The organism is Catenuloplanes japonicus, assembly GCF_000717135.1.
Classification (GTDB): Bacteria; Actinomycetota; Actinomycetes; order Mycobacteriales; family Micromonosporaceae; genus Catenuloplanes; species Catenuloplanes japonicus.
In genome coordinates, this window is record NZ_JNXY01000014.1 from 108,500 (window position 1) to 128,314 (window position 19,815).

The following is a 19,815-nucleotide window of genomic DNA, read 5'->3' on the forward strand; positions in this document are numbered from 1 at the left end:
GTGCGGGCCGCCACCTGCCAGAATGGCGAACGTGTCGTCAATCGTCGATGTATTGCGCCTCCGTCGGAACGCCTGGTGGATCGTGCCCGAGGTGGTGGCCGCGGTCGCGCTGGTGGCAGCCGGGCTGTACTGGAACGCGGTCGCGCCCCGGCTCGCCGAGCCCGAGCTGCGCGCGCGGGCGACCGTGGCGCTGGCGACGGAGATGGAGCGGGCCAGTGCGGACGAGCACGCCCGGCACGGCCACCAGCTCGGCCCGGACGACCGGATGCTCTGCGAGGCCGAGATCTTCGGCATCGACCCGTCCGGCGACGGCCGCGAGCGGAACGTGCGGACCGCGTACGGCTACTACCTGTGCGCCAGCGGGAAGCCGGGCACGCCGTTCCTGGCCGCGCTGATGAACGCGGGCCCGGTCGTGCTGCACCTGGACGCGGACCGGCCCGGCGACCGGCTGCAGACCACCACGCTCGAACAGGACCTCGACGCCCAGCTGCGCGCCATGATGCCGGAGCGATTCCGGGTACAGGCCAGGAAGGGTTTCACCACGGTCGACCCGCCGCGCGCGCTGAGGGACCGGTTCGAGCGTGAGGTCACGTCCGCGACGTAGCCTGGAGCGCGTGGAAGACGGGATAGGGCGGCTGTCCGCGCTGGTGGCGGCCGGGGACGTGGCGGTGCTGAGCGGCGCGGGGCTCTCCACCGAGTCGGGCATTCCGGACTATCGCGGGCCGACCGGGCTGGCGCGGGTGCAGACGCCGATGACGTACCAGGCGTTCACCCGCGAGCCGGACGCCCGCCGGCGCTACTGGGCGCGCAGCCACCTCGGCTGGCGGACCATCGCGCGCGCGGCGCCGAATCCGGGTCATGCCGCGGTGGCGGCACTGGAGCAGGCCGGCGTGCTGCGCGGCATCATCACGCAGAACGTGGACGGGCTGCACCAGGCCGCGGGCGCGAAACGGGTGGTGGAGCTGCACGGCGGGCTGGACCGGGTGATCTGCCTGGACTGCGGCGAGCTGAGCCCGCGGGACGTGCTGGACGCGCGGCTGCACGAGGCGAATCCGGCGTTCGCGGCCGAGGTCACCACGGTCAATCCCGACGGTGACGTCTCGATCGACCCGGCCCTGGAGGGGGAGTTCCGAGTCGTACCGTGCGGGGCTTGCGGGGATGGGCTCTTGAAACCCGACGTGGTGTTCTTCGGCGAGACCGTGCCGCGGGAGCGGGTGCAGGAGTGCTTCGCGATGGTCGAGTCGGCCCGGCTGTTGCTGGTGCTCGGATCCTCGCTGACCGTGATGTCCGGTCGGCGCTTCGTGCTGCGCGCGGCCAAGCTCGGCATCCCGGTCGCGATCGTCAACAGGGGCGTGACCAGGGGAGACGCGTACGCGGGTCTGCGCCTGGACGCGCCGCTCGGTGACACGCTGACCGCGCTGGCCGCTCAATTTCAGTCCTGACTTATATTTGGGTCCTTCGAGCGAGAGGGGCCAGGCATGATCGACGTAGTGGCGCAGGTCAACGCGGTCCGGCGGCAGGTCGGCGCGCGGACGCTGGAGGCGGGGGAGGCGCGCGTGGTCACCGCCACGCAGACCTACGACGCGCCGGTCGAGGACGTCTGGGACGCGTGCACCACCGCGGACCGGCTGGCCCGCTGGTTCACGCCGGTCACCGGCGAGCTGAAGCCGGGCGGGCGGTACGAGCTGCACGGCAACGCGTCCGGCACGGTCACCGCCTGCGACCCGCCGCGCAGCTTCGACGCCACCTGGGAGTTCGGCGGCGAGGTCTCCTGGATCGAGGTCCGGCTCACCGCCGAGGGCCCGGAGCGGACCCGTCTCACGCTGGACCACATCGCGCACGTCGACGACGAGCGGTGGGCGCAGTTCGGCCCCGGCGCGGTCGGCCTCGGCTGGGACCTGTCGCTGATGGGCCTGGCCATGCACCTCACCGCGCCGGACGCGGCCATCGACCCGGCCGTGATCGAGGCGTGGTCGGTGTCCGAGGAGGGGCGCACGTTCGTCACGCTGGCCGGCGAGGACTGGCGGCGGGCGAGCGTGGCGGCCGGCACGCCGCCGGAGCAGGCCGAGGCGGCGGCGAAGAACACGACGGAGTTCTACTCCCCTCCGTCGGCGTGATACCGCACCGCCGGCGCCCCGGTTTCGCAGGCCGGGACGCCGGCGGACTGTGCGGCGGTTGAAGCGGAAGGTCTCTGTGGACGGTCGGATCCCGACGCTACCCGTGGCCGACCGATGACGCTATGCCAACTTGGGGAGCCGCTGGTAGGCCGCGAACCCGTCCGGCACCCACTGCCACTCGCCGAGGCGCGCCTCCAGCTCCTCCCGGGTCAGGAACGCGTGCCACGCCACCTCCTCCGGCTGCGGCGCGACCGGCGACGTGCAGCGCACCTCGTACACCGCGGACCACCAGGTGTGCTCCGGCGTCTCGTAGAGGAACTTGAACAGCGGCGCCGGCTGCGGCAGGCCGGTCACGCCCAGCTCCTCGGACGCCTCCCGGTGCGCGGCCAGGTCGTAGTCCTCCCCGGCGCCGACCACCCCGCCCACGAACATGTCGTAGTACGACGGGAACACCAGCTTCTCCGCGGTCCGCCGATGCACGAAGATCCGGTCCTCCGCGTCCCGCGCCAGGATGAAGACCGCGCGATGCCGCAGCCGCTTCGCGTAGACCTCGCCACGCGGCGCCTGCCCGACGACCACGTCGTTCTCGTCGACGATGTCCAGAATCTCGTCCTCGTTCACAGCGTCCATCCTCTGCTATCCGCAGAAAGGCTCGTCCTTCCGGGTACGGGTCGGACACGCTGAACCGGTGACGACGTTCTCGCTGCAGGCCACACCCCGCGACGGCGCCGAGGCCTGGCTCGCCCTGGCCCGCCGCGCCGAGGAGGCCGGGTACGACACGCTGCTGACCGCGGACCACCCCGGCGTGTGCGCGGACCCGTACCCCGTGCTCGCCGCCGCTGCCGCCGTCACCACCCGCATCCGGCTCGGCGTCTACGTCTCCAACGCCGGCATCCGCGACCCCATGCTGCTGGCCACCGCCGTCGCCACGCTCGACATGCTCTCCGCCGGCCGCGCCCGCTTCGGCATCGGCGCCGGCCACACCCCCGCCGAGTGGTCCGCGATCGGCCGCTCCCGCCCCGGCGTCGCCGGCCGGGTCCAGCGCTGCATCGACGTCGCCACCGCCGTGCAACGCCTCCTCGCCGGCGAGGAGGTCACGGTCTCCACCCCGTCGCTGTCCATGACCGGCGCCCGCCTGGAACACCCCCGGCCGGTGCAGGACCACATCCCGCTGACGTTCGGCGGCGGCAACACGGAGCTGCTGCGCTGGGCCGGCGCCCACGCCGACATCGTCGGTCTGAGCGGCCTCGGGAAAACACTGCCCGACGGCCATCGCCACACCGCCCGCTGGTCCGTCGACGAGATCGACGCCCAGGTCGCGCTGGCCTCCGGCCCGCCGCTGGAGGCCCTGGTCCAGGCCGCGATCGTCACCGACGACGCCGAGGCCGCACTCACGTCCTTCGGCGACTCCGGCCTGTCCGCCGCGGAACTGCTGGAGACCCCGTTCGTCCTGGTAGGCACGCTCGACGAGATCGCCGCCTCCATCGCACGCCACCGCCGCCGCTGGGGAATCGACCGCTACGTCATCCGCGCCCCCGCGCTGGACTCCTTCGCCCCGCTCGTCGCCCGGCCGGCCCCGCCCACCCCGGCGTAGCGGATCAGATCCAGCCGAACGCCTGCGCCGTCCGCGCCGCCTCGTGACGATTGACGGCGTTGAGCTTCCCGGCCGCGGACGAGAGGTAATTGCGGACCGTCCCCGGCGAGAGCGACGACCGCCGCGCGATGTCGTCGACGGGGGCACCCGTGGCCGCCAGCGCGAGCACCTCCGCCTCCCGCACGGTCAGCGGACTGTCCCCGATGCTGATCGCCTCCGCCGCGAGCTGCGGGTCGACGTAGCGCCCGCCGGCGTGGACGGTGCGCACCACCGTCGCCAGGATGTCCGCCGACACGGTCTTGGAGAGGAAGCCGCGAACGCCCGCGGACAGCGCCCGCTTGAGATGCCCGGGAAGTCCGTGGCTGGTGACGATCACGGTCCGGCAGATGGAGTTGATCTGCTCCGCCACCGCGATCCCGTCGGTGTCGGGCAGCTGCAGGTCGAGCAGGGCCACATCCGGCCTGAGCGCCCGCGCCATCCGCACGGCCTCGCCCCCGGTGGCGGCCTGCCCGACGATGGTGAGGTCGTCCTCCAGCGACAGCAGCGCCGCCATCGCCCCACGGATCAGATGCTCGTCGTCCGCGAGCAGGACGCTGATCATGCGGGCGGCAGCGAGACCGTCGCCGCCGGAGGCGTGGATCCCGCCGCCGGGAGCGGGATCGTCACGGTCAGCAGGAACCCGCTCGGCGGGACCGGGCCCGCCGTGAGGCCGCCGTGCAGCGTGGCGACCCGTTCCGTGAGGCCGAGCAGACCGCCGCCGTACCGGATCGTGCCGGGAACACGTGCACCGTCGTTCTCCATGCTGAGCGTCACCGTACCCGGCGCGTCCGACCGCAACGTGATCGTGCAGCTCCGCGCGTCGCTGTGCCGCAGCACGTTCGTCACCCCCTCCCGCACCACCCACCCCAGCGTCCCCTGTACCTCCGGCGGCAGGTCCACCGGGTCACCGATCACCCGGCACTCGATCCCGGCCGAGGCGAGCAGCGACCGCGCCCCGGCCAGCTCGTCCCCGAGCTCCGCGCTCCGATACCCCGCCACGACCGCCCGCACGTCCGCGAGCGCGTCCTGCGCGATCCGGCGCACCTCCAGCATCTCCTCCACCGCCTGCTCCCGCCCTCGCTTGGCCAGCTGCGCCGCGAGCTCGGCCTTCAGCGCGATCACGGACAGGTTGCGTCCGAGCACGTCGTGCATGTCCCGGGCGAAGCGCAGCCGTTCCTCCGTGACCGCCAGGTTGGCCTGCACGGTACGGGCCCGGTCCAGCTCCCACACGACGCTGAGCATCCACAGCGAGGACCGGTACGTCCCGAACAGCACCAGCAGCAGGAACAGCAGCGCGGTCGCGGGCCCGAGCGGGGTCTCCGCGCCCTGGGCGAACGCGAGCGCGGTGCTCGCGGCCGTCCCGGCGCCCGCGACCACCATCGCCGGCCAGAGGCTGTGCAGGCCGGCGAGGCCGACCATGTACGTGCAGGACAGTGCCGTCAGGATCAGGCTGGCGGGACTGTCGGTGTGCCCGGGGTCCGGGAGCGGGAACGCGGCGATCCCGGCGGCCGAGCCGAGCACGGTGACCGCGCCGGCCGTCAGCAGGAGCACGGTGGGCCGCTCGCGCCGGCCCAGGTAGTGCTCGATGCCGTGGTGCATCAGCAGCATGATCAGGGCCATGTCGGCCACCGCCAGCACGGTGGCGATCAGCGCCGCCTGCGAGCCGCGGTCCACGCCCACGGACGTGCCGATCAGCATGGGCACGGCCAGCAGGCTCACGTAGAACGAGCTGCGGAACGACACGTCGAAGCGTTCTGCCTGGCTGCGCGCGTGCCACCACGCGATCGGGTTCACCGGTCCGACCCTATCGCCGGGGTTCCCAGCGGAACCACTGCCGGGTGATCAGCACGCCGGCGGCCAGCCAGGCGGCGAGCAGCAGCAGCGGCCGGACGGCGTCCGCGAGCGGTGCCGTGCCGGTCCAGCCCATGGTGATCAGGTCGATCACGGGTGCGAGCGGGAGCAGCGCGAACACGTCCTGGACCGGGCCGGGCAGCGCGTCCAGCGGGAAGAACGACCCGGCGCCGAGGAAGCAGGCGATCAGCATCGGCATGGTGGTGATCTGGGCGGCCTCGACCGTGCGGGTGACGATCGCGGACGCGGCGGCCAGCACCACGAACATCGCCACGCCGCCGCACAGGCCGGCGGCCAGCAGGAGCGGGTTCGCCGGCAGTGGCAGGTCCAGTGTGACGGCCACGACGGTGATCGTGAGCAGCGACTGGGCGAGCGCGATCGTGACGGCCGGGCTGGCGGTCCCGGCCAGGATCTCCGCCGCGTTGGCGGTGCCGGCGCGCAGGCGTTTGAGCGAGAGTTCCTCGCGGCGGGCCACGTACGCGCTGACCAGGTTGTAGTAGACGACCACGGCCAGGATGAAGCCGATCATGGCGGCGGCGAGCGCGGCGCCGCCGGCCGCGTCGAGGCCGGCCTCGGCCAGCTGCGGGCCGACCAGCAGGCCGAACGCGGGCGGCAGGATGAGCGCGTTGAACAGCGCGAGGCGATTGCGCCAGAGCAGCAGCAGCTCGGCGCCGCCGATGGCGGCCACCCGGTTCATGAGTCACTCCCGGCGATGGTCAGGAACGCCTCTTCGAGCGAGGCGGAGCGGGCGTCGAGGCGGTGCAGCATCACGTGCTGGTCGTCGGCCCAGCGCAGCAGCGCGCCGAGCGTGGCCTGCAGCGCGTCGGTCTTGATGACGACGTCGCCGCCGTCGCGGGCGATGGTCGGCCCGCCCGGCAGGTCCGGGATGTCCGAGCCGTGTTCGAGGGAGAAGCTGATCCGCGCGGGGTACGCGCCGACGACCTGCGCCACCGTGCCGGTCGTGACGATCGTGCCGTCGTTCATGATCGCCAGCCGGTCCGCCAGCGACTGCGCCTCGTCCAGGTAGTGCGTGGTCAGCAGCACCGTGGTGCCGGAGACCAGCAGGTCCCGGATCACGTGCCAGGTGTGCTGCCGGCTCTCCGGGTCCAGGCCGGTGGTCGGCTCGTCCAGGAACAGCACCTCGGGGCGGCCGAGCACGGCCAGCGCGAGGTCGAGGCGGCGGCGTTCACCGCCGGAGAGCTGCTTCACGCGTACGCCCGCGCGGTGCCCGATCCCGGCCAGCTCCAGCGCCTCCGGCACCGGCCGGGGCGACGGCAGCGTCCGGGACCACATCTTCGCGGTCTCGGCCACGGTCAGGTCCGCCGGGAAGCCCGCGTCCTGCAACATCACGCCGATCCGGGGGCGTACCCCCGCCCGGTCCTTGAACGGGTCCTTGCCGAGGAGCCGGACCGTGCCCGCGCTGGGCCGGTCCAGCCCCTCGACGATCTCCATGGTGGACGTCTTGCCGGCGCCGTTCGTGCCTAGCAGCGCGAACAGCTCGCCGCGCGCGACGTCGAAGGAGATGCCCTTCACCGCCTCGAACCCGCGCGGCCCGCCGTAGCGGCGGCGCAGGTCGCGTACCTCGATCGCCTGTGTCATGGAAACGAGTCTTCCGGCGTGCGGCGTCCGGTATCAGTACGTGCGGTCACCGGTTGCCCGGGTGGTCTCACCGGCCGGGCATGACAAATGTCAGTCGGTCACGTCCCGCCGGGAGAGCGCCACGGCCAGGGCCAGCGCGCCGGCGGTCCAGAGCCCGAAGTAGACCAGCGCGTCGGGCTCGCCGCTGATCGCCTGCAGGAACGTGGTGAGCGGCAGCGGGTAGTCGAGCTGACCGATCGCGCCCTCCGCGATGATCAGCCAGCCGACGAAGCCGAGGATCAGCCACAGCGGGCGGCGCACGATCGTGGCGAGCGCGGCCGAGAACACCGCGATCAGCGGCACCGCGATCAGGCCGTCGACGATCAGGCCCGGCTCGTCCGTGATGCCGAGCGAGCTGACCAGCGCGACGAGCGCGCCGACCAGCGCGGACGCGACGATCTGGCCGGCCAGCACGATCAGCCGGTGCGGGCGGGCGAGGTAGGTGAGCACCACGGTCCGGTGCGCGAACTGCGAGCCGACCACGTTGGCGGTGATCGCGAACGTGCCCATGCCGACCACCAGGCCCCAGAACGGCGCGCCGAACCAGGAGACCGCGTAGGCCGCGACCATGACCACGATGACGGAGATCCAGACGGACCGGATCGTGGCGAACCGGTACAGCTCAGACGTGACGACGGCGATCACCGCGCGGTCTCCTCCTGCTGCGACGGGTGGGCCGAGGCCGGCGCGACCAGGCTCAGGAACACCTGCTCAAGGTCCGGCACGTGCGGTGTCAGCTCCCACACCGGGACCTCCGCCGCGAACGCCACCTCGCCGATCTGCGCCGCCGCCAGCCCGTACACGTCGATCGCCACGCCGTCCGTCGACTCCAGCCCGGCGCCCGCGGCCTCCAGCGCCGCCCACAGCCGCTGCGGATCACGCCCGCGGACGCGCACGTGCGGCTCCGCGCCGGCCGTGAACTCCGCCAGCGGCCCGTTGCTGACCACCTTTCCCGCAGCGATCACCACCACGTCGTCGACCAGCTGTGCCAGCTCCGCCAGCAGGTGGCTGGAGATCAGCACGGTGCCGCCGTTGTCCGCGTGCTTGCGCAGCAGCCCACGCATCCAGGCGATGCCCTCGGGGTCGAGCCCGTTGGCCGGCTCGTCCAGGACGAGGATCGGCGGCTCGGTGAGCAGCGCGGTCGCCAGCGACAGCCGTTGCCGCATGCCGAGCGAGTACCCGACCGTGTGCTGCGTGGCCGCGTCCGTGAGCCCCACGGTCTCCAGCACCGCGTCGATGCGGCGCGCGGACCCGCCGGACAGGATCGCGTGCGTGCGCAGGTGCGCGCGGGCGGTCTGCCCCGGGTTCGCGATGCCCTGCTCGACGACCGCGCCGACGCGCTGCGCCGGGTGCTTCAGCTTCCGGTAGGGCACCCCGTCGATCAACGCCTGTCCGCGCGAGGGCCGGATCAGCCCCAGCAGCATGCGGAGCGTGGTGGTCTTGCCGGACCCGTTCAGGCCCAGAAAGCCCGTCACCCGGCCGGGTGAGGCCGTGAAGGTCGCGCCGTCGACGGCGGTGGACCTTCCGTACCACTTCGTCAGCTCTATGGCCTCGATCATCGCGCCATCATGCCGGTAAAGCGACGATCCTGGGGACCGGATCAAAGACAGATCAAAGGCGCAGGCCCATATCCAGCGGGTACGCCCCGGAGGCGCGATTTCCCGGGCGTGGCCGGAGCGCCCGTCCGTACCCTCGTAAGATTCTGACCGTGAATCTTGATCTTGTGGCGATCGTGGTGGACGACTACGACGAGGCGATCCGGTTCTTCGTCGAGGTGCTGGGCTTCGCGCTGACCGAGGACTCCCCGTCGACGACGAACGACGGACGGCCGAAGCGCTGGGTGGTGGTGCGCCCGCCGAGCGGCGGCACCGGGCTGCTGCTGGCGAAGGCGGACGGCGAGACGCAGCGGGCCGCGGTCGGCAACCAGACCGGCGGCCGCGTCGGCTTCTTCCTGCGCGTGGACGACTTCGAGGCGACGTTCGCGCGGCTGCAGGCCTACGGCGCGGAGATCGTCGGCGCGCCGCGGCACGAGGAGTACGGCACGGTCGTCGTCTTCCGTGACCTGGCCGGCAACCGCTGGGACCTGCTGGGCCCGCGACCCGCGTAACTCAACGGATCTCGTCCAGCACCCGCTGCTGGAACGCCCGCGCGTCGCGCCCGTCCGGCGGCTCCCCGCCGGTCCGGGCCGCGATGCAGCGGGTGATCAGGTCCGTGTCCGGGTCCGCGTCCGCGTCCGCGATGATCCGGCGCCCGGCCGAGATCTTGTCGAGCCAGACGCCGTGCCGGACCCGGGCCAGCGACCGGCACGCGCCCAGCACCGCGTCCTCCGCGCCCGGCGCCGCGGCCAGCCACCAGGTCAGCGCCTCGGCCAGCAGCGCGCGCAACGCGTCGTCGCCGATCTCGCCGAACGCGTCCGCCGCGGGCTCGCCGCGCAGCGTCAGGCCGCTCTGGTGCAGGATGCTGCGGTCCAGCGCGTACCAGAACAGGCCGTCCGCGGCGGGCCGCTCGTCCGGGCGGTAGGTGGCCCGGAAGTCCATCCGCGCGCCCGTGTTCAGCTCCACCTCGAAGCCGGGCGCGGGCGTGCCGGACCGGGCCGCGTCCCGCGTGTAGACGACCAGCTCCAGCCCGCGCGCCGGACAGGGCAGGGACTCGTGCCGCAGCGCCGCGACCAGCGCGTGCTTGGTGTCGTCCGGCAGCGGTGCCGCGCAGGTCAGCGCCACGTCCACGTCGCTGCGGCCCGGCTGGTAGGCGTCCAGCGCGACCGAGCCGGCCGCGTACGCCCCGGTCGGATCGAGCCCCGGCACGCGCTGTGCGGCCGTGATCAGCGCGTCGAGATAGCGGGCGATGTCGGCATCCACACCGCATCCTCCCATCCGACGGGCCGGGTGCATGATGTGATGTTGTACCAACGGTCTCATAAGACGATGGGCAGGATGCAGCATGAGCACAGACGCTGACAGGGTGATCGCCGTACTGCGGACCGGGCACGACGAGCTGGCTGCGTTCGTCGGCAAGCTGAGCCCGGACGACCTGACCAAGAAGTCCGGCGCGGACGAGTGGACGATCGCGCAGACGCTGAGCCACCTGGGCAGCGGGTCGGAGATCCAGCTGGCCCAGCTGACCGCCGGGCGCGACGGCACGCCGCAGCCGGGCCCGGACTTCAACCCCAGCGTGTGGGCGCGGTGGGACCCGAAGACGCCGGCCGAGCAGGCCGCCGACGTCATCGAGGCGAACGGCCGGCTGGTCGAGGCCTACGAGGCACTGGACGAGGCGCAGCGCGCCACGGTGCTGGTCGACCTCGGCTTCCTGCCCGCGCCGGTCCCGGTGGCCGTGGCCGGCCGGATGCGGCTCAGCGAGTTCGCGTTCCACCGCTGGGACGTCGAGGCCGGCCTCGACGCGGACGCGCGCCTGATGGCACCCGCGCTGCCGCTGCTGGTGGACCAGCTCCCCAACATGACGGCCTGGCTCGGCAGGACCGAGCCGCTGGAGGGCACGTCGTACGACCTGGCCGTCGTGCTGACCGACCTGGACCGCACGCTGGGCCTGCGCCTGGGCGAGCGCGTCGAGCTGACCGACGCGCCGGCCACGCCGGACGGCACGCTCACGCTCCCGGCCGAGGCGTTCCTGCGCCTGGTCTACGGGCGGCTCAAGCCGGGCTACAACGCCGACGGTGTGGCGGTCACCGGGCCGCTGAGCCTGGACGACCTGCGCCGCGTGTTCCCGGGCTTCTGAGCGGTGGCGGACCTGCAGCGGTTCGTGGACGCCCAGGAGGGCGTCCACGACCGCGCGCTGGCCGAGCTGCGGGCGGGCGAGAAGCGGAGCCACTGGATGTGGTTCGTCTTCCCGCAGATCGCGGGGCTGGGCCGCAGCGACATGGCCCGGCGGTACGCGCTCGGATCGCTCGACGAGGCCCGCGCCTACCTCGACCACCCGGTGCTCGGCCACCGGCTGCGTGAGTGCGCGCAGGCGGTGCTCGACGCCGAGGGCCGCACCGCCGAGCAGATCGTCGGCGGTATCGACGCGGTCAAGCTGCGTTCGTCGATGACGCTGTTCGCGCTGGTGGAACCGGAACCGTTCGCCGACGTGCTGGCGAAATACTTCGACGCGGAGCCGGATCAGCTCACGCTCGAACGGCTGGCGTGAGCTCCGGGTGGTCCAGCACGCGCAGGGACACGCCGCCACGGGTCCTGCGGGCCACCGCGCCCGGCGCGATCATGGATCTGGCCGCGCGCGGGTGCCGGACGCCGCGGTCCGCGCGTTCCTGACACACTTCCAGGGGGTACGGCATGCGCCTGTTTCCGCAGCACACGGCTGACGTGACGGTCGGCGACCGGACGATGCGCGCCGAGGAACTGCACGGCGCCGCGTCCGCCGTGGCCGCGCGGGTGCAGGGTGCGCCCGCGATCGCGGTCCGGGCGGAGGCCTCGCCGGAGACCGTGGTCGCGGTCGTCGGCTGCCTGCTGGCCGGCGTGCCCGTGGTGCCGCTGGCCCCGGACGCGGGGGAGAAGGAGCTCGCGCACGTGCTGCGCGACTCCGGCGCCGTGCCGCTGCCCGACGTCGACCTCGCGGCGCGCGCTTCCTTCTCCGCCCCCGAGCCCGGCCCGTCCGCGACCGCGACCGCGCTGATCCTCTACACCTCCGGGACCACCGGCCTGCCCAAGGGCGTGCCGGTCACCCGGCGCGCGATCGCGGCCTGCCTGGACGGGCTCGCGGAGCGGTGGGCCTGGGACGCGGACGACGTGCTGGTCCACGGACTGCCGCTCTACCACGTGCACGGGCTGGTCCTGGGCGTGCTCGGCCCGCTGCGCGTCGGCAGCCGCCTGATCCACACGGTCCGCCCGCAGCCGTTGCGCTATGCGTCGGCGCGCGGCACGCTCTACTTCGGAGTGCCCACGGTCTGGTCCCGGATCGCGGCGGACCCCGCCGCGGCGACCGCTTTACGACATGCCCGCCTGCTGGTCTCCGGCAGCGCCGGGCTGCCCGCCGGCGTGGCCCGGGACCTGGCGGCGCTGACCGGGCTGGTGCCGGTCGAGCGGTACGGCATGACGGAAACGTTGATCACGATCGCGGCGGACGCCCGCGCACCCCGGCGGGTCGGCTGGGTGGGCACGCCGATCACCGGCGTGCAGGCCCGCGTCGTGGACGCGCCCGCGGACGGCGAGACCCCCGGCGACCTGCAGGTCCGCGGCGACACCGTGTTCGGCGGTTACCTGGGCAGGGACGCCTCCGGGTTCACCGGCGACGGCTGGTTCGACACCGGTGACGTGGCGGTCACGGACGCGGACGGCTGGGTCAAGATCGTCGGCCGGAAGTCCACCGACCTGATCAAGTCCGGCGGCTACCGGATCGGCGCGGGCGAGGTCGAGAGCGCACTGCTGGACCACCCGGCCGTCACCGAGGCCGCCGTGATCGGCGCCCCCGACCCGGACCTGGGCGAACGCGTGGTCGCCTACGTCGTCGCCGCGGACCCGGTCCCGGCGCAGGAACTGATCGACTTCGTCGCCCGCACGCTCTCCGTCCACAAACGCCCCCGCGAGATCCGGTTCGTCGGCGCGCTGCCCCGCAACCACATGGGCAAGGTCCAGAAGACGCGGCTAGCAGGTTGAGTGGAACAGGCCGCCGACCGCGGTGGTCGCGGCCAGCGTGTTGTAGAGCGCGACCGCCTCGCGCGTCTCCAAGACGTGCACGGTGATCCCGCGCGCCTCCAGCGCGTCCACGGTCTCGTCCGGGACCTCCAGCTCCTCGTCCATGCCGAGCGACAGCACCACGGTCCCCGCGCCGTGCTCCAGCAGCTCGGTCACGTCCGCGACCTGCACGCCGGGCCGGTGCCGGGTGCCGGTCTCGTTCCAGTCCCAGGCGCGACCGCCGCCGGGGTAGAGCTTCGCGTCCTTCATCGTGCCGAGGCCGTCGACCTCGATGCGGCCCCACACGACGGACAGGATCTGCGGTGATGTCGGCATGCGGGCACCGTACCCTCGGATGATGCTCTTGATCGTGCCGGCCGATCCGATGCGGCCGCGGCGGGCGGACGACCACTTCGCGGCGGAGGCGGCGGCCGCGCGGGACGCCGGCGTGGAGGTCGCGGTAATCGACCACGACGCGCTGGCCGGTGGCGGCGACGCGGACGCGGCCGTGCGGCGGGTGCCGGCCGGGGACGACGCCGTCTATCGGGGCTGGATGCTGCCGGCGGACGGCTACGCGACGATGGCGGCGGCGCTGGAACGACGAGGGGTCACGCTGCGGACGGGCGCGGCGGCCTACAGAAGCGCCCATGAGCTGCCCGGATGGTACGAGGCGCTGCGCCCGGTCACGCCGGGGTCGGTCTGGACCGCCGGGGACGCGCGGGCGGACTTCGACCACGCGCGTCACCGGCTCGGTCCCGGCGCGGCGGTGTTGCGTGATTACACGAAGAGCGCGAAACACCACTGGCACGAGGCCGCCTACGTGCCCGATCTGACCGACGCGGACGCGGCCTGGCGGGTCGCGAGCCGGCTGCGTGAGCTGCGCGGCGACGACTTCACCGGCGGATTCGTGCTGCGCCGGTTCGAGCCGCTGACCGCGCCCGAGGTGCGCACCTGGTGGATCGCGGGGGAACACCGCCTGACCGGCCCTCATCCGGACACGCCGGGTCCTCATGACGAGCCCGACCTCACGTCCGTGACACCGCTGGTCGCGGCGCTGCACCTGCCGTTCGTCACGGTCGACCTCGCGCGGCGGGAGGACGGGGCGTGGCGCGTGGTCGAGCTCGGCGACGGTCAGGTCAGCGACCGTCCGGCAGCCGTCACTCCGGAGAGGTTGTTGGCGGCGCTCCTCGCGGGGTAGTACGTGGGAAATGACGACGCTCCTGCCCGAACCCGGACCCACCACCGACGTGCGCGAGCTGTTCCTCACCTACCTCGACCACTACCGGGCGTCCATCGCGGACACGGTCGCCGGGCTGAGCGAGGAACACCTGCGCGAGTACCGCCTGCCCTCCGGCTGGTCACCGATCGAGCTGGTCAAGCACCTGGTCTACATGGAACGCCGCTGGGTGGTCTGGGGCGTGGCCGGCGCCGCGGTCACCGAGCCGTGGGGCGACGGCGGCGAGCGCTGGACCGTCGGCCCGGACGAGTCGATCACCGAGCTGCTGGCGGCGCTGCGCACGGGCGGCGCGGCCACCCGCCGGATCGTCGGCGCCCGCGCGCTGGCCGCGTCGTCCGCGACCGGCGGCCGGTTCCCGAAGGGGACGCAGCCGCCGCCGAGCGTGGTGTCCGTGCTGTTCCACGTGCTGCAGGAGTACGCGCGGCACGCCGGGCACCTGGACATCGCGCGCGAGCTGATCGACGCGGGTCAACGCACGCGCAGCTCCAGCACGGAGTAGCCGTACTGGCTGTTGCGCTTCAGGCAGAACAGGCGGACGTACCGGCCCCGGGCGGGCTGCTTGACGGTCACCGTGCCGCCGGAGCCCGCGGTCGTGCTGAAGATCGGCGCCCACTTCTTGCCGTCCACCGACGTCTCCACGCGGTAGGACGTGGCGTAGGCGTGCTCCCAGACGATCTCGACCTCGCTGATCCCGTACGTCTGGCCCAGGTCCACGATCAGCCAGCCCGGATCCGCGAACGCGCTGCTCCAGCGCGTGACCGGGTCGCCGTCGACCGCGTTCGACGCCTTCCACGGGTCGCCCTCGACGCCGGACGCGCTGACGGGATGGCGCAGCGCCAGATTCGTACCCCCGGGATCGGGCTGGGCCGGCACCGGTTCCGGCGCGGGCGGGGGAGCCGGCGCTGCGCTCGCGGTCGGGGCCGCGCTCTCCGACGGTGCCGGGGTGCTGCTCGGGACCTCCGTCGGCGACGGCGTCTCCTCAAGGGCCGGCGGCGGGGTGAACGCGGGCACCACCACGCCGGCCGGTGCCTCGTCCCGCTCCGGTCCCGCCGTCGTCGCGGCGAAGACCGCCGCTCCCGCGGCCAGAATCAGCGCGACACCGGCTCCGACGATCACCCACGCCCGTCTCTTCGACAATCTCGTGGGTACGGCCGCCCCGCCCCCGACCGCGGCCGTGTCCTCGGCGGGCACGTCCGGCGGGGGCGGCGGCGCGGGCGGGTTGAGCAGCGACTCCATCGGGGTCTCCGGGACCGCCGCCACCCGCCGCGGGAACATCGTGCGCAGCGCGTGCGCCCGGTCCGCCGCGTAGTCCGCGCGCTCCGGTTCGCCGGCCGGTGTCGTCTCGTGCTCCGCGGATGGTCCGGCCACGTCGTTGTGCCTCCGGTGTGCTGTGTGCGGTGTGCTGTGGGCCCGCACGGGGGTGTCGCTGGTGCACGGGCCGCCGAGCGGGCACCGTCGGCGGGCTCGGTCGGTGGGCGCCCTTGCCCCGCGCGGAGACTAGATCGTCCCGGAGCCCGCCTCCCAGCCCATCCGATGTTCACCGCTGTTCATCGACTCAGCGTTACCACCAGCTTGGTGCCGGAGACGCCCTTGCGCTGCAGGTCCATGGCGTGCTGGAGGTCGTCCAGTGAGCTGCCGGCCACGGTCGCGGCGGGCACCGGGCGGTAGCGGCCCTCGGCCAGCGCGGCCGGCAGGAAGTCGCGGAAGATCGCGGGGCCGACCTCGTTCCTCTTCAGGTCCGACCCGATGACGAACCGGGTGCGCACGCCCCGGCGCAGCGCCGCCAGCTTCACCGAGGCCATGCCACCGACCATGCCGGACAGTGTGCGCGGCAGCGAGAAACCGTTCTCGAACGTGACCGGCGCGGTGGCGGTCGTGACGAACCGGTTGCCGCGGCAGGCACCCGCGATCCGCACGCACGGGAGCGCCGAGCCGGGGCCGATCGCGACGACGCCGGCCAGCGTACGGTCGCGGAAGATCCTGATGATGTCGTTCTCCACCGCCGGGCTGCGGTAGTCGAGCACGTGGGACGCGCCGAGCGCGGTCAGCCACTCCGCGTTGTGCGGCGACGCGGTCGTCACCACGTCGTAGCCGGCCGCCACCGCCAGCTGCACCGCGTTGCTGCCCACGCTGGTCGCGCCGCCCCAGACCAGCACGGTCTCGCCGGTCGGCGCCGCGTCCGCGACCGGGTGCCGCAGCCCGAGGTGATGCGTCTGGAACAGCGCGCACGCGGCGGTGGACAGCCCCAGCGGCAGCACGGCCGCGTCCACGTAGGGCATGCTCGCCGGGATCGGGCTGGCCAGCCGCTCCAGTGCGACCGTGTAGTGCTGGAACGCGCCCTGGGCCGCGCTGTTCGCGTCCCGGTCGGTGCCGGCGGACAGCGCCAGCACGCGGTCGCCGGGCCGGAAGCGGGTGACCGCGGCGCCGGTCTCGACCACCTCGCCGGCCAGGTCCGCGCCGAGCACGAACGGGTAGGCGAGCCAGGTGTAGGCCACGCGCCCGGCCACCTGGATCACCCAGTCCAGCGGATTGACCGCGACCGCGTGGTTGCGGATCACGATCTCGTCCGGTCCGGGCGCGGTGTAGGGCGCCGGCCCGACCTCGAGGCGGCGATGACGGGCGGGGATCCAGGCGGCGGTGTTCGTGGGCATGGCGGCACACTCTCCTCGTGACTGCACTCGGTGCAATCGCCAGCATGGCACGTGACTGCACCGAGTGCAATCGCGGGTATGATCGACCGCATGGCACGGTGGGAACCGGACGCGCGCGGGCGTCTGCAGCAGGCGGCCATGGAACTGTTCCGGGACCGCGGCTTCGCGGACGTGACCGTCGCCGAGATCGCCGACCGCGCCGGCCTGACCAAACGCACGTTCTTCAACCACTTCGCGGACAAGCGCGAGGTCTTCTTCGCCAACGCGCAGCAGTTCGAGGAGAGCGTGCTGACCCACCTGGCCGCCGCCGACCCGTCCCTGGACGCGATCTCCGCCTGCGTGCACGCGCTCACCCGCGCCGGCCTGTCCCTGGCCCCGTACTACGAGTTCGCCAAGGCCCGCCTGGCCGTCCTCGCCGCCACCCCCGAGCTGCGCGAACGCGACCTGATCAAGTCCGCCCGCCTCGCCGCTGCCATGATCGAGGCCCTCGCCCGGCGCGGCGTCCCTCCCCGTACCGCCGCCTTCGCCGCCGAGTCCGCCCTCTCCGTCTTCGCCGTCGCCGCCGCCGACTGGATCGCGACGCCGACCGCCGACCTCCCCACCCTGATGCACGAGGCCCTGACCGACCTGCGCACCGCCATCGCGTAGCCCGCCGCCCCATCCGGCAGACGCGCTGCGACGTGCCCGGGTGAGTCTCGTCCTGCGCGAGACCGAAGATCGGCACCGGTCGGCCGTGCGCGTACGGGTGCGGTGCTGGGCCTCTCCCGGTCGGCCTGCCGCTGCGGGCGGTGAGGGGATGCGGGTGCGGGCCGGGAAGGGGCGAGGGTGCGGGCCGCGAGGGGGTGCGGGCCGCGAGGGGTGTGGGCGTGGCCTCGGCGGTGATGGCGTCGTGGCATCGGCACGGGGCTCTGTGACCGATATTTCGTGTTATTGCCCCCAGTTGTGAGATGCGAGCACGCAGCTCACCCCCCCCCTTAAGGATCATTCAGTGCCGCGAAAACCAGGTCGCCAGTGCCAGTTGACCTGGTTTTTGCGGCACCCAATGATCCTTTCGCGAGGGTCGCGGTCCAAGGCTGCTCCTGTTCCCCTTCGGCCGAGCCGGCGCAGCCGCAAGCACCCTGCCGGAAGCTAAAAGATCATTGACTGTCACGGAAACCGGGTCGGAGAGGTATGCGGAGCTGGCTTCCGTGACAGTCAACGATCCTTTGGGTGGGGGCGGTGGTCTGCGGCGGTTTCCGATCTCCCGCTGGAGTGGCACCAGGGCTGCTTTATACCGAAATTTCGGGCGCGGAGCGCCCGGGTGGGAGGCAACAGGGCCGCCCCGGTGGGTTTTGACGTGCCGGGCTGTGGGGGTTGGTGTGGTGTGCCGGACCACGGCGGGACCGGCTCCTCGCGTCGTGCGGAGCGCCAGCGGAGCCCGACGCGAGGTTTGCCCGCGGGAGCAGCGCTGTCGGACCGTGCTGGAAGCGGGCAAGCAAGGTTTTGATCTGGGGTTGTCTCCTCCTGGCCGGTGCGGATGCCGGCGGGGAGGCGCGGCGCCGGACCGTCGCGTCAGCGGGCTCGGGGTCTGGGGTCGTCCCCAGGCGAGCTCAAGCGCCCGCGGGAGCAACGCTGTCGGACCGTGCTGGAAGCGGGAAATCAAGATCTTGATCTGGGTCGTCGTCTCCTCGCAGGCGCGGATGCCGGCGGCGAGGCACGGCGCCGGACCGTCGCGTCAGCGGGATCGGGGTCCGGGGTCGTCCCCGGGGCAGGCTCACGCGCCTGCGGGAGTAGTGATGCCGCACGACGCCGGAAGCGGGAAGAGGAACTGGATCTTGAAGTTGATCTGGGCCGGGAGGGGTGAATACTGGCGGGGTGGAGTTGAGGTGGATGGGGCCGGGGGACGAAGGTCTGCTGGTGGCGGCGTCGGGGCTGTTCGACGACGAGGTGGGTGCGGACGGGGCGCGGGCGTTTCTTGGCCGGGCGGGGCACCACCTGTGTGTGGCATACGTGGAGGGGCGGCCGGCCGGGTTCGTCTCCGGGGTGGAGATGACGCATCCGGACAAGGGGACCGAGATGTTCCTCTACGAGCTGGGCGTGGAGGACGAGTTCCGGCGGCGCGGGATCGGGACCGCGCTGACGGCGGCGCTGGCCGATCGGGCGCGGGAGCACGGCTGCTACGGCATGTGGGTGCTGACGGACGACGACAACGAGGCCGCGCTGCGTACCTACCGGTCCGCGGGCGCGTCGGCGCCGGAGGCCCAGGTGCTGCTGGACTGGCAGATTCTTCCCAGGCAGTCCGGGTAAGAGAGGTGGATGCGTCTCCTCACCGAAGCACGTCGGACACCTCGGACACCTCGGACCTGGTGGGCACGCCGGCTCGACCCGGAGAGCTCGCTCGGGCTCCGGCTCACGCTGGCGGCGTCCGCGGCCGCGCTGATCCTGATCCCGTTCTCCGTGATCGCCATGCTGGTGATCTCCGCGTGGTGGCCGCTGCGCAGCGTGGACGAGAGCCTCGCGGACGCGTTGCACACGTTCGCGGTGAGCCGTCCGGGCTGGGTGGATGCGGTGCAGACCTGGACGGACACGTTCGGGCCGGGGCCGCTGCGCATCGCGGTGGTCGTCGGCGCGGCGCTGCTCTGGCTGCGCGGCGCGCACCGGGTGGCGCTCTGGGCGGTCACCACGATCGCGGCCGGCGGGCTGCTCGGCTTCCTGCTGAAGCTGCTGTTCGGGCGCGACCGGCCGGACTTCCTGGACCCGGTGTCGTCGGCGCCGGGCTACTCGTTCCCGTCCGGGCACTCGATGACCGCCGCGGTCGCGTCCGCGGTGCTGCTGCTCATGCTGCTGCCGCTGACGGACCGGCTGCCGTACCGGCGGACGGTCCGCGCGGTGATGTGGGCGCTGGCGCTCGCGGTCGCGGTCGGCACCGGGCTGAGCCGCATCGCGCTGGGCGTGCACTGGATGAGCGACGTGCTGGGCGGCTGGATCATCGGGATCGCGGTGGTCGCGGCCACGACGGCCGCGTTCGAGACCTGGCGCGGCTCGGTACGCGCGCCGATCACCGAGGGTGTGCGCGAGGCCTGAC

24 protein-coding genes are annotated in these 19,815 nt (G+C 73.0%); 13 read left to right on the forward strand and 11 right to left on the reverse strand.

Annotation, left to right across the window (positions count from 1 at the left end):
• Positions 1–31: 31 nt before the first annotated feature.
• Genes OP04_RS20550 through OP04_RS20560 form a run of 3 tightly spaced genes read left to right on the forward strand, consistent with a single transcriptional unit; the run spans position 32 to position 2,117 of the window.
• Positions 32–604, forward strand: coding sequence for a hypothetical protein (locus tag OP04_RS20550; RefSeq protein ID WP_157240096.1), 573 nt, complete (start codon positions 32–34; stop codon positions 602–604).
• A gap of 10 nt (positions 605–614) precedes the next feature.
• On the forward strand, positions 615–1,442 hold the full coding sequence (locus OP04_RS20555; RefSeq protein ID WP_033341374.1) for an NAD-dependent protein deacetylase: 828 nt from the start codon (positions 615–617) through the stop codon (positions 1,440–1,442).
• Between the two features lie 36 nt (positions 1,443–1,478).
• Positions 1,479–2,117 (forward strand): SRPBCC family protein, encoded by a 639-nt coding sequence (locus tag OP04_RS20560; protein WP_033341375.1) that lies wholly within the window; start codon positions 1,479–1,481, stop codon positions 2,115–2,117.
• Between the two features lie 120 nt (positions 2,118–2,237).
• Here the strand turns inward: OP04_RS20560 and OP04_RS20565 are convergent, their stop codons facing one another.
• On the reverse strand, positions 2,238–2,747 hold the full coding sequence (locus OP04_RS20565) for an NUDIX hydrolase (RefSeq protein ID WP_033341376.1): 510 nt from the start codon (positions 2,745–2,747) through the stop codon (positions 2,238–2,240).
• A gap of 58 nt (positions 2,748–2,805) precedes the next feature.
• Here OP04_RS20565 and OP04_RS20570 point away from each other — a divergent pair, with 58 nt between their 5' ends.
• On the forward strand, positions 2,806–3,711 hold the full coding sequence (locus OP04_RS20570) for an LLM class flavin-dependent oxidoreductase (protein WP_033341377.1): 906 nt from the start codon (positions 2,806–2,808) through the stop codon (positions 3,709–3,711).
• 4 nt (positions 3,712–3,715) lie between these two features.
• On the opposite strand, the gene OP04_RS20575 is transcribed toward OP04_RS20570, so the two are convergent.
• The 6 genes from OP04_RS20575 to OP04_RS20600 all read right to left on the reverse strand — a co-directional run bounded on the left by OP04_RS20575 (position 3,716) and on the right by OP04_RS20600 (position 8,798).
• Positions 3,716–4,312, reverse strand: a complete 597-nt coding sequence (locus tag OP04_RS20575; protein ID WP_033341378.1) for a response regulator transcription factor — start codon at positions 4,310–4,312, stop codon at positions 3,716–3,718.
• Positions 4,309–5,544, reverse strand: coding sequence for a sensor histidine kinase (locus OP04_RS20580; RefSeq protein WP_051798413.1), 1,236 nt, complete (start codon positions 5,542–5,544; stop codon positions 4,309–4,311). Before OP04_RS20580 ends, OP04_RS20575 begins: the two co-directional genes overlap by 4 nt.
• Before the next feature lie 10 nt (positions 5,545–5,554).
• Positions 5,555–6,298, reverse strand: coding sequence for an ABC transporter permease (locus tag OP04_RS20585; protein WP_033341379.1), 744 nt, complete (start codon positions 6,296–6,298; stop codon positions 5,555–5,557).
• Positions 6,295–7,200 carry an ABC transporter ATP-binding protein gene (locus tag OP04_RS20590; RefSeq protein WP_033341380.1) on the reverse strand — a complete coding sequence of 302 codons (906 nt, stop codon included), beginning with the start codon at positions 7,198–7,200 and terminating at the stop codon, positions 6,295–6,297. The genes OP04_RS20585 and OP04_RS20590 overlap by 4 nt, the downstream gene beginning before the upstream one ends.
• A gap of 90 nt (positions 7,201–7,290) precedes the next feature.
• Positions 7,291–7,884 carry a hypothetical protein gene (locus OP04_RS20595; RefSeq protein WP_033341381.1) on the reverse strand — a complete coding sequence of 198 codons (594 nt, stop codon included), beginning with the start codon at positions 7,882–7,884 and terminating at the stop codon, positions 7,291–7,293.
• Positions 7,881–8,798, reverse strand: coding sequence for an ATP-binding cassette domain-containing protein (locus OP04_RS20600; RefSeq protein WP_033341382.1), 918 nt, complete (start codon positions 8,796–8,798; stop codon positions 7,881–7,883). The genes OP04_RS20595 and OP04_RS20600 overlap by 4 nt, the downstream gene beginning before the upstream one ends.
• Positions 8,799–8,947: 149 nt before the next feature.
• On the opposite strand from OP04_RS20600, the gene OP04_RS20605 reads away from it, so the two are divergent.
• Positions 8,948–9,346: a VOC family protein gene (locus tag OP04_RS20605; RefSeq protein ID WP_033341383.1), complete on the forward strand. Its 399-nt coding sequence runs from the start codon at positions 8,948–8,950 to the stop codon at positions 9,344–9,346.
• 1 nt (position 9,347) lies between these two features.
• Here the strand turns inward: OP04_RS20605 and OP04_RS20610 are convergent, their stop codons facing one another.
• Entirely contained in the window at positions 9,348–10,097 is a 750-nt protein-coding gene (locus tag OP04_RS20610) for a nucleotidyltransferase domain-containing protein (protein ID WP_157240098.1), read from the reverse strand.
• An 82-nt stretch (positions 10,098–10,179) separates the two neighbouring features.
• Here OP04_RS20610 and OP04_RS20615 point away from each other — a divergent pair, with 82 nt between their 5' ends.
• The 3 genes from OP04_RS20615 to OP04_RS20625 all read left to right on the forward strand — a co-directional run bounded on the left by OP04_RS20615 (position 10,180) and on the right by OP04_RS20625 (position 12,845).
• Entirely contained in the window at positions 10,180–10,971 is a 792-nt protein-coding gene (locus tag OP04_RS20615) for a maleylpyruvate isomerase family mycothiol-dependent enzyme (RefSeq protein ID WP_033341385.1), read from the forward strand.
• Between the two features lie 3 nt (positions 10,972–10,974).
• Positions 10,975–11,382, forward strand: coding sequence for a DUF1810 domain-containing protein (locus OP04_RS20620; protein ID WP_033341386.1), 408 nt, complete (start codon positions 10,975–10,977; stop codon positions 11,380–11,382).
• A gap of 143 nt (positions 11,383–11,525) precedes the next feature.
• The gene (locus OP04_RS20625) at positions 11,526–12,845 is read left to right on the forward strand and encodes an AMP-binding protein (protein ID WP_033341387.1); all 1,320 of its coding nucleotides are present in this window, start codon (positions 11,526–11,528) and stop codon (positions 12,843–12,845) included.
• Here OP04_RS20625 and OP04_RS20630 read toward each other — a convergent pair.
• Entirely contained in the window at positions 12,834–13,199 is a 366-nt protein-coding gene (locus tag OP04_RS20630) for an Mth938-like domain-containing protein (protein ID WP_033341388.1), read from the reverse strand. The genes OP04_RS20625 and OP04_RS20630 overlap by 12 nt on opposite strands.
• Positions 13,200–13,218: 19 nt before the next feature.
• Here OP04_RS20630 and OP04_RS20635 point away from each other — a divergent pair, with 19 nt between their 5' ends.
• Both OP04_RS20635 and OP04_RS20640 read left to right on the forward strand, forming a co-directional pair.
• Entirely contained in the window at positions 13,219–14,061 is an 843-nt protein-coding gene (locus OP04_RS20635) for an ATP-grasp domain-containing protein (RefSeq protein ID WP_232323667.1), read from the forward strand.
• A 10-nt stretch (positions 14,062–14,071) separates the two neighbouring features.
• Positions 14,072–14,599, forward strand: a complete 528-nt coding sequence (locus OP04_RS20640) for a DinB family protein (protein WP_033341390.1) — start codon at positions 14,072–14,074, stop codon at positions 14,597–14,599.
• Here the strand turns inward: OP04_RS20640 and OP04_RS20645 are convergent.
• Together OP04_RS20645 and OP04_RS20650 are read right to left on the reverse strand one after the other, a co-directional pair.
• Positions 14,569–15,468 (reverse strand): discoidin domain-containing protein, encoded by a 900-nt coding sequence (locus OP04_RS20645; RefSeq protein ID WP_051798415.1) that lies wholly within the window; start codon positions 15,466–15,468, stop codon positions 14,569–14,571. The genes OP04_RS20640 and OP04_RS20645 overlap by 31 nt on opposite strands.
• Before the next feature lie 179 nt (positions 15,469–15,647).
• Positions 15,648–16,751, reverse strand: a complete 1,104-nt coding sequence (locus OP04_RS20650; RefSeq protein WP_033341391.1) for a zinc-binding alcohol dehydrogenase family protein — start codon at positions 16,749–16,751, stop codon at positions 15,648–15,650.
• Positions 16,752–16,841: 90 nt separating this feature from the next.
• On the opposite strand from OP04_RS20650, the gene OP04_RS20655 reads away from it, so the two are divergent.
• From OP04_RS20655 to OP04_RS20665, 3 genes are all read left to right on the forward strand, one after another.
• Entirely contained in the window at positions 16,842–17,399 is a 558-nt protein-coding gene (locus OP04_RS20655; RefSeq protein WP_033341432.1) for a TetR family transcriptional regulator, read from the forward strand.
• A gap of 1,206 nt (positions 17,400–18,605) precedes the next feature.
• The gene (locus tag OP04_RS20660) at positions 18,606–19,037 is read left to right on the forward strand and encodes a GNAT family N-acetyltransferase (protein ID WP_033341392.1); all 432 of its coding nucleotides are present in this window, start codon (positions 18,606–18,608) and stop codon (positions 19,035–19,037) included.
• A 9-nt stretch (positions 19,038–19,046) separates the two neighbouring features.
• Positions 19,047–19,814 (forward strand): phosphatase PAP2 family protein, encoded by a 768-nt coding sequence (locus OP04_RS20665; protein WP_063746648.1) that lies wholly within the window; start codon positions 19,047–19,049, stop codon positions 19,812–19,814.
• Position 19,815: the final 1 nt, after the last annotated feature.

Excerpts from the sequence above, each read along its gene's own strand:
- OP04_RS20560 (WP_033341375.1), top strand. The coding sequence starts at position 1,479 with ATGATCGACGTAGTGGCGCAGGTCAACGCGGTCCGGCGGCAGGTCGGC.
- OP04_RS20565 (WP_033341376.1), bottom strand. The coding sequence starts at position 2,747 with ATGGACGCTGTGAACGAGGACGAGATTCTGGACATCGTCGACGAGAAC.
- OP04_RS20575 (WP_033341378.1), bottom strand. The coding sequence starts at position 4,312 with ATGATCAGCGTCCTGCTCGCGGACGACGAGCATCTGATCCGTGGGGCG.
- OP04_RS20585 (WP_033341379.1), bottom strand. The coding sequence starts at position 6,298 with ATGAACCGGGTGGCCGCCATCGGCGGCGCCGAGCTGCTGCTGCTCTGG.
- OP04_RS20590 (WP_033341380.1), bottom strand. The coding sequence starts at position 7,200 with ATGACACAGGCGATCGAGGTACGCGACCTGCGCCGCCGCTACGGCGGG.
- OP04_RS20600 (WP_033341382.1), bottom strand. The coding sequence starts at position 8,798 with ATGATCGAGGCCATAGAGCTGACGAAGTGGTACGGAAGGTCCACCGCC.
- OP04_RS20615 (WP_033341385.1), top strand. The coding sequence starts at position 10,180 with ATGAGCACAGACGCTGACAGGGTGATCGCCGTACTGCGGACCGGGCAC.
- OP04_RS20625 (WP_033341387.1), top strand. The coding sequence starts at position 11,526 with ATGCGCCTGTTTCCGCAGCACACGGCTGACGTGACGGTCGGCGACCGG.
- OP04_RS20630 (WP_033341388.1), bottom strand. The coding sequence starts at position 13,199 with ATGCCGACATCACCGCAGATCCTGTCCGTCGTGTGGGGCCGCATCGAG.
- OP04_RS20635 (WP_232323667.1), top strand. The coding sequence starts at position 13,219 with ATGATGCTCTTGATCGTGCCGGCCGATCCGATGCGGCCGCGGCGGGCG.
- OP04_RS20640 (WP_033341390.1), top strand. The coding sequence starts at position 14,072 with ATGACGACGCTCCTGCCCGAACCCGGACCCACCACCGACGTGCGCGAG.
- OP04_RS20650 (WP_033341391.1), bottom strand. The coding sequence starts at position 16,751 with ATGCCCACGAACACCGCCGCCTGGATCCCCGCCCGTCATCGCCGCCTC.
- OP04_RS20655 (WP_033341432.1), top strand. The coding sequence starts at position 16,842 with ATGGCACGGTGGGAACCGGACGCGCGCGGGCGTCTGCAGCAGGCGGCC.
- OP04_RS20665 (WP_063746648.1), top strand. The coding sequence starts at position 19,047 with ATGCGTCTCCTCACCGAAGCACGTCGGACACCTCGGACACCTCGGACC.